Origin of the sequence: Citrobacter sp. wls619 (assembly GCF_005281345.1) — a bacterium.
Classification (GTDB): Bacteria; Pseudomonadota; Gammaproteobacteria; order Enterobacterales; family Enterobacteriaceae; genus Citrobacter.
In genome coordinates this window covers 1-2602 of record NZ_SZXJ01000109.1, presented here as the reverse complement: position 1 = coordinate 2602, position 2602 = coordinate 1, and the positions used below count along the sequence as shown (strand labels likewise).

1 protein-coding gene is annotated in these 2602 nt (G+C 50.4%); it reads right to left on the bottom strand.

Translation table 11 applies throughout. The annotated features are described in order from the left end of the window. Positions 1-136 precede the first annotated feature (136 nt). Entirely contained in the window at positions 137-1957 is a 1821-nt protein-coding gene (locus FDX19_RS24995; protein ID WP_137384823.1) for a reverse transcriptase/maturase family protein, read from the bottom strand. Between the last annotated feature and the right edge of the window lie 645 nt (positions 1958-2602).

Below are 2602 nucleotides of genomic sequence, written 5' to 3'. Positions count from 1 at the left end.
GCGGTGGCAATCGCCATCAGCGTGTAGGGTAGGCTGCGGGCGTCCCGTTAAGGATCACCCGTCAGCCCCCCTCCGAACCGTACGTGCATCTTTCAATGCATACGGCTCTCTACTTATTTGACTAGGAATAGTCAGATCAAAGAACGCCTGCATGTAACTTCTGGTGACATGGGACACACATCACCAACGTTTTTCGTTGGCGACGGGCCATCATTATTTGCCAGAACGCTTTACCCTTTTCCACATCAGCCAGTTTACGGATGTGATGCACCGCAAATGGCCCAGTGGTCGTTCCGCAGTATTCACATTGCTGTGCATTCAGACGTTGAATCAACTCCGTCTGGCTCACCGTGAATTGCCACGTAGCTGGGGGTAAATCGACACTCTGGAAAGTGATAGGTGATCCCTGCATGTCTCGCAGGCTGTAGATTGGGAAAATATGGTTTTTTCGGTTTCCCGGGACCACAAGTGTGTACATATTTCCGCGCTTGAGGCTACGGGCTACTTTCGTCACTGTGGAGCGCCGTTTCGCTGCCAGAGTTTTCAACAGACTGCCTTGCCAGAGGCCATGCAACTTGTTTAGATCTCTTTTGGCGTTAGTTGCCAGTCCATAGTAATTCGATAACCCTCGCATCTCTGCGTTGTACGTAGACACTATTTCCGCTTCACTCAGATGAATCAACGCATTGCGGTGCATTGGTCTGAAGGTGTCATAAACACCATAACCTTTGCCATTGCAGAACTTGCGCAGCTTTTCCTGTGGTATGTGTAACTGCATCCTTTCAGAAACGCTCCGTGTTGTCGTGTGTCGTCCAGAACGGACGGTTTTCACAACACGGTTTCCCGTATAGGTATACACATCATACCCAAGGAAGCGCACTCCATCAGATGCATGAACTACACCAGATTTTTCCGGAGCAATCTCAAGATGCAGCGTTTCGCCAAGAAATCTGGTGACCTGTTGCATAGTTGATATCGCTTCTTCCCGCTTTCCAATTATCCCGATGAGGAAATCATCGGCATATCGGATGTACACCAGACGCCGGTAACTGGCGTCCAACGGGTCGGAGCTACGCAAGTTTTCACGCTTACGATAGAGTTCGCTCAGTTCACGCATAACTTCCTGCACTCCCGACTCATCACCAGCAGCTTTCAGGACATCAATACGTTTCATGCGGCGTCTGATCGTTGCACTGAGCAGCTTGTACGGATGGTTCTCTGCCCGACGGTTTCCCCGATTGAATTCAAGCCTTATCCGTTCCATGAATTCATCAAGCTCATGGAGATAGATATTGGCCAGAATCGGTGATACAACCCCGCCTTGCGGTGTCCCGCTGAAGGAATCATGAAATTTCCAGTTCTCCATGTAGCCAGCTTTCAGCATTGATCGAATCAGCGAGAGAAACCGCTTATCGTCAATACGTTTAGCGAGCACATCAATCAGCACATCATGATTGATGTTGTCGAAGTAACCTTTTATATCCATGTTTACAATCCACTTCATACCAGTCCACTTTTGTTTGACTTGCATGAGAGCGGTATGGCACGAACGACCGTTGCGAAATCCATGTGAATCGTCAGAAAAAACCGGTTCGTAGATTTTCGCTAACAGCATCCGTACAACCTCCTGTACCAGCTTGTCATCCCCGGTAGGGATGCCGAGTGGACGGGTTTTCCCGTTGTTCTTTGGGATCAAGACTCGTCTCGCAGGTTTAAAGCGATAAGTACCGCTTTTTACGGCGGACATCAAATCGGCCATTTTGTTGTAGGACATTCCATCCAGTGAAGTACCATCCACCCCGGCCGTTGTTGCACCGGAATTTCTGTGAATGTTGGCATATGCCTGTTTCCACAGGATTGGACAACCCAGCAATCGACTCAGACCGTTGATACGCTTTCCTTGTTGAGACAGGATTCCCAGCGTTTCCAACCTTCGAGTAGTAGTAGCGGTCAGCATCAGCACAACCTCCTTTTCGATAAATTGGTTACAGATAAGCTGCCTTCCTTCCCCCCAGACAGTGGACCTTTCGCAAGCATTGCTGCTGCTTATAGTCATGTCGGTGTCGCGATAACTTGCGACCAGCAGTCCCCATTACAGGGCCACATCGGGTAATACGAAGGCTCCGTCGCCATGCAGGTCTTGCGACCTGTTTAGGCGATCCCGCATTTACGCTTAGACAAAGATGCGACGTGGTTAGGTCGTCCGTTCGTTCCGTATTCCCCTGACAGGGGATGTGCCCATGGGACTGGTTTGTGCTGGTGGCAAGACTTCCATCACAACCCATGAGTCCAGCGTTTCAGTTATCTTTCGCTGGCGTCGGACACAGAGACCACAGGAACTAGACTTCAGGCAATCCAGCTTTGACCATACACGTCTTACTCTGACCCGCTCCCTCAGATAACTTTCGGGTAAAAGGCCTTTTCCGAACATGCTACACTCCCCCCTCCCTTTCGGGATTCAAGTCCAGAGGACAGGGATAAGTTCGGTGAGTACAGGGCATACCAGTAGCCCCGGCAGCTCGCGCTGCGCTTCTTCTAAGCGCCGATACGGCGCACCTTCCCGGTGCCCATTTCTGCATTGATAATCGCCGCAGACTCATTC

Excerpts from the sequence above, each read along its gene's own strand:
- FDX19_RS24995 (WP_137384823.1), bottom strand. The coding sequence starts at position 1,957 with ATGCTGACCGCTACTACTACTCGAAGGTTGGAAACGCTGGGAATCCTG.